Origin of the sequence: Streptomyces recifensis, assembly GCF_002154615.1 — a bacterium.
Classification (GTDB): Bacteria; Actinomycetota; Actinomycetes; order Streptomycetales; family Streptomycetaceae; genus Streptomyces; species Streptomyces griseoluteus.
In genome coordinates this window covers 1-4424 of record NZ_MUNH01000537.1, presented here as the reverse complement: position 1 = coordinate 4424, position 4424 = coordinate 1, and the positions used below count along the sequence as shown (strand labels likewise).

The 4424-nt window shown below is 72.6% G+C and carries 5 protein-coding genes; 1 reads left to right on the top strand and 4 read right to left on the bottom strand.

The genetic code is table 11. From position 1 onward, the window contains the following. Positions 1 to 1704: transketolase (locus tag CCN33_RS25175; RefSeq protein ID WP_279628205.1), on the bottom strand; the 1704-nt coding region annotated here is incomplete at its 3' end. 168 nt (positions 1705 to 1872) lie between these two features. Here CCN33_RS25175 and CCN33_RS25170 point away from each other — a divergent pair. Beyond that, on the top strand, positions 1873 to 2223 hold the full coding sequence (locus CCN33_RS25170) for a VOC family protein (protein ID WP_086695759.1): 351 nt from the start codon (positions 1873 to 1875) through the stop codon (positions 2221 to 2223). Between the two features lie 8 nt (positions 2224 to 2231). Here CCN33_RS25170 and CCN33_RS25165 read toward each other — a convergent pair whose 3' ends face one another. The 3 genes from CCN33_RS25165 to CCN33_RS25155 all read right to left on the bottom strand — a co-directional run. Then, positions 2232 to 2777 (bottom strand): GNAT family N-acetyltransferase, encoded by a 546-nt coding sequence (locus CCN33_RS25165; RefSeq protein ID WP_086695758.1) that lies wholly within the window; start codon positions 2775 to 2777, stop codon positions 2232 to 2234. A gap of 33 nt (positions 2778 to 2810) precedes the next feature. Next, positions 2811 to 3734 (bottom strand): S66 peptidase family protein, encoded by a 924-nt coding sequence (locus tag CCN33_RS25160; RefSeq protein ID WP_086695757.1) that lies wholly within the window; start codon positions 3732 to 3734, stop codon positions 2811 to 2813. After that, the coding region (locus CCN33_RS25155; protein ID WP_140394668.1) for a S9 family peptidase at positions 3731 to 4424 on the bottom strand (694 nt) is incomplete at its 5' end. The genes CCN33_RS25155 and CCN33_RS25160, both read right to left, overlap by 4 nt.

The window sequence follows — 4424 nt, the reverse complement described above, 5'->3', positions numbered from 1 at the left end:
GTCGGCGGCCCGGCGCAGCGTCTCCACGTCGACGGGCTTGACCGAGTACAGGTCGATGACCCGGACCTTGATGCCCTCCTCCGCGAGCTTGTCGGCGGCCGTCAGCGCCTCCTGCACGGTCACCCCGGCCGCGACGACGGTCAGCCGGTCCTCCTCGCTGGAGCGCAGCACCTTGCTGCCGCCGATGGGGAACTCCTCGTCGGCGTCGTAGATGACCGGGCTCTCGCCGCGCGAGGTGCGCAGGTAGCGGATGCCGTCCAGGTCGGCCATGGACGCGATCAGGCGGGCGGTCTGGTTGGCGTCGCAGGGGTAGAGCACGGTGGAGCCGTACACGGACCGGAACATCGCCAGGTCCTCGACGCCCATCTGCGAGGGGCCGTCCTGCCCGATGGCCACGCCCGCGTGCGAGCCGACCAGGTTGATCGAGGCGTCGCTGATGGAGGCCATGCGCACGAAATCGTAGGCGCGGCTGAAGAAGGCCGCGAAGGTGGAGGCGTACGGCAGCCAGCCGCGTGCCGACATGCCGACCGCCGAGGCGACCATCTGCTGCTCGGCGATGAAGGACTCGAAGAAGCGTTCGGGGTGTTCCTCGGCGAAGACGCCGGTGCGGGTGGAGTCGCCGACCTCGCCGTCCAGGGCGACGACGTCACCGCGTGCGGTGCCGAGCGCCGCGAGCGCCTTGCCGAAGGCGTCGCGGGTGGCGACCTCCTCGCCCTTGTCGAAGCGGGGCAGGTTCAGCGGCTCGTGGGCGGGCTTCTCCAGGGTCGCGGCGGGCGGCTCGCTGACGTGGACGCGGATGTCGCGGGGGCCGCCCAGCTCCTCGATGGCCTCCTTGGCGTCGGGCAGCGGCTTGCCGTGCTTGCCCTCCTTGTCCTCCACGGCGGCGACGCCCTTGCCCTTGAGGGTGCGGGCGATGATCGCGGTGGGACGGTCCTTGGTGGACTCGGCCTCGCTGTAGGCGCGGTCGATGGCGGCGACGTCATGGCCGTCGATCTCGACGGTGTGCCAGCCGAACGCCTGGAAGCGGCGGGCATAGGCGTCCAGGTCGTGGCCGTGCCGGGTCTGGCCGCGCTGGCCGAGCCGGTTGACGTCCACGATGACGGTGAGGTTGTCCAGCTTGTCGTACGCGGCTGCCTCGGCGGCCTCCCAGATCGAGCCCTCGGCCATCTCGCTGTCGCCGCACACCACCCAGACGCGGTAGTCGGAGTGCTCCAGCCGCTTGCCCGCGAGCGCGATGCCGACGCCGACCGGGAGGCCCTGGCCGAGGGAGCCGGTGGCCGTCTCCACCCAGGGCAGCCTGCGCGGGGTCGGGTGGCCCTCCAGACGGCTGCCGAGCTTGCGGAAGGTGAGCAGTTCGGCGTCGTCGATGGCGCCGGCCGCCTTGAAGACCGCGTACATCAGCGGGGACGCGTGCCCCTTGGAGAGGATGAAGCGGTCGTTGGCGGGGTGGTCCGGGCGTTCGAAGTCGTAGCGCAGATGGTTGGCGAGCAGCACGGCCATCAGGTCGGCGGCGGACATCGAGGAGGTGGGGTGTCCGGATGCCGCGGCGTCTGCGGCGCGGACGCTGTCCACCCGCAACTGCTGCCCGAGTTCGGCGAGTTCGTCGTTGTTCATGGGTCTCCTTTCCGCGGGTCCGAGGCGACTCGGACGGTCCTCGGCAAACCGGGCGGGCCGCCCGGCCCCCGACGAGCCCCGACCCGTCACGGTGTGTGACCGGCCGCGGGCGCCCCGGTGGTGCGGTTCGTCCGAGGTCTTCCGCGTAACCGGGGTCACGGCACCCAAACCACCTCCACGTCACCCGGCCGCCGCGCACTCCCCCGATGCGCGGCGACGGCCTGTGCGCCCCCGGCCGCCCCAACTAGGCTTCTCTGCATGGAGATTCTTGGCGCCACACTGCGCATCTGCGTCGACGACCTCGAGACCGCGGTCCCGTTCTACGAGCGGCTGGCGGGCGGTACGGCCCTGCGCTTCGAGCGCGGCGGGGTGAAGGTCGCCGCGATCGGGTCGTTCCTGCTGATGAGCGGGCCGGAGGCGGAAGTGGAGGTGCTGCGCAAGGTGACGGCGACGATCGCCGTGAAGGACGTCGAGGAGGCGCACCGGCTGCTCGCGGACCTGGGCGCGCGGATCATCGCCGGTCCGGTGCCGACACCGGTGGGCCGGAACCTGCTGGTGATGCACCCGGACGGCACGGTCTTCGAGTACGCCGACCAGTCGGGGGCCTGAGCGGGGATTCAGCCCCGCATCTCCGCGGTGAGCGCCCAGCGCTCGTGGTCGCGCCACTCGCCGTCGACCTGGATCATGGCGGGCGAGAACCCCTCAAGCCGGAACCCGGCGCCGCGCGCGAGCGCGATGGACGCGGTGTTGCCGGGCTGCACGTTGATCTCCAGCCGGTGCAGCCCGAGCGGCCCGAAGGCGTACCCGATCACCAGCTCGAGACCCTCCCGCATCAGCCCCCGCCCGGCCGCGTGCGCGAACGCCCCGTACCCGAGCGCCCCGCACTGGAAGCCGCCCCGGACGATGTTGTTGATGTTGATGAACCCGGCGATGTCCCCGCTGTCCCTCTCGCACACCAGGAACCCGGCCCGCCCCTCGTCCCCGAGCAGCCGCCCGGCGTAGGTGGCGTACGCCTCGTCGCTCTCGGGCACCACCAGCCACGGCCGGTGCAGATCCTTGCTCTCCCTGGCCCGCGCGGTGAACTCGGCCCCGTCCTCCATCCGGAACCGGCGGACGGCCACCCGGGGGCCCTGGGCGAGGTAGTGGGGCGTGGTGTGGGGCATGGGGCCAGGGTACGCCGGGCCACTGGCCGGAAGTCACCGCAGGGCGGGCTCCTCCAGGGTCAACGTGCCCGCCTCCGCTTCCAGTTCGGCCGCCATGCCGAAGGGGATCGTCAGGGCGTCCGGACAGTGCCCGAATCCCGCTCCCTCCAGGACCGGGACGCCGAGCGGGGCCAGCCGGTCGGCGAGCATCGGGCGGAGGGCGTCGTACGGGTCGCAGTCCTGCCAGGAGCCGAGGAGGATGCCGCGGACCTCGTCCAGCCAGCCGGCCCGGAGGAGCTGGGTGAGGTACCGGTCCAGGCGGTAGGTCTCCTCGCCGACGTCCTCCAGGCAGAGCAGGCCGCCACGGGCGCAGGGACGGGCGTGCGGGGTGCCGAGTTCCGCCGCGAGAAGGGAGAGGCAGCCGCCGAGGGTGGTGCCCCGGGCTCGACCGGGGACGAGGGGCTTGCCGTCGGTGGTGATCCGCTGGACCTTCTCGGGGGTGAAGAGGGTCGCGTGGAGGTGCTCGCGGGCGCGTTCGCTGCCGATGAAGTCGATTCCGGCGGCCATCGGACCGTGCAGGGTGACCAGGCCCAGACGGGTGGCGAACGCCTCGTGCAGGGCGGTGATGTCGCTGAAGCCGACGAACACCTTCGGGCCGGCCGCCCGCATCGCCTCCCAGTCGAGCAGATCGGCCATCCGCTGGGCGCCGTAACCGCCGCGCGCGCAGAGCACCGCGTCGACCGACGGGTCGCACCAGGCCCGCTGGAGGTCCTCGGCCCGGTCGGCGTCGGCGCCCGCGAGGTAGCCGAACTGGCCGTGCCGGTCCAGCACATGGGGTGCGGCGACCGGGTCGAGGCCCCAGCCGCGCAGCAGGTCGAGGCCCGCGCGCAGCCGTTCGTCGGGCACCGGCCCGCTGGGCGCGACCACGGCCACGCGGGCACCGGGGGCGAGACGACTGGGGCGCTTCAGTTGTTTCACGTGCCGAGCTCCAGTTTCGGGACGCCGGGCAGGTCGAAGCCGAACACCTGGGCGTACAGGGACAGTTCCGCCTCCATCGCGCGGACCATGGTGTCGGCGCGGCGGAAGCCGTGGCCCTCTTCGGCGAAGGCCAGGTAGGCGTGCGGGACGCCCCGGCCCGCGATGCGGTCGAGGAATTGCTCGCACTGCTCGGGCGCGCAGATCACGTCGTCCAGCCCCTGGAGGATCAGGAAGGGGGCGGTGAGCCGGTCGGCCCGATGGGCGGGCGAGCGCTCGGTGTAGCGGTCGGGCACCTCGGCGAAGGGACCGACGAGGGACTCCAGGTAGCGCGACTCGAAGTCGTGGGTGCGGCCGGGGCCCCAGGTGGTGAGGTCCAGGATCGGGTAGCTGATCGTGCCGCAGGCGTAGACGTCGGTTCCGGTCAGTGAGGCAGCGGTGGTCCAGCCGCCCGCGCTGCCGCCCCGGATCGCCAGCCGGTCCCGGTCGGCGGTGCCCTCCTCGGCCAGCGCGAGGGCCACCGTCGCGCAGTCCTCCACGTCGACCACCCCCCACTGGTGCCGCAACCGCTCGCGGTACTCACGCCCGTAGCCGGTGGAGCCGCCGTAGTTGACCTCGGCGACTCCGATACCGCGTGAGGTGAGGGCGGCGATGGCGAGGTCCAGCACGAGCGGGACCCGGCTGGTCGGGCCG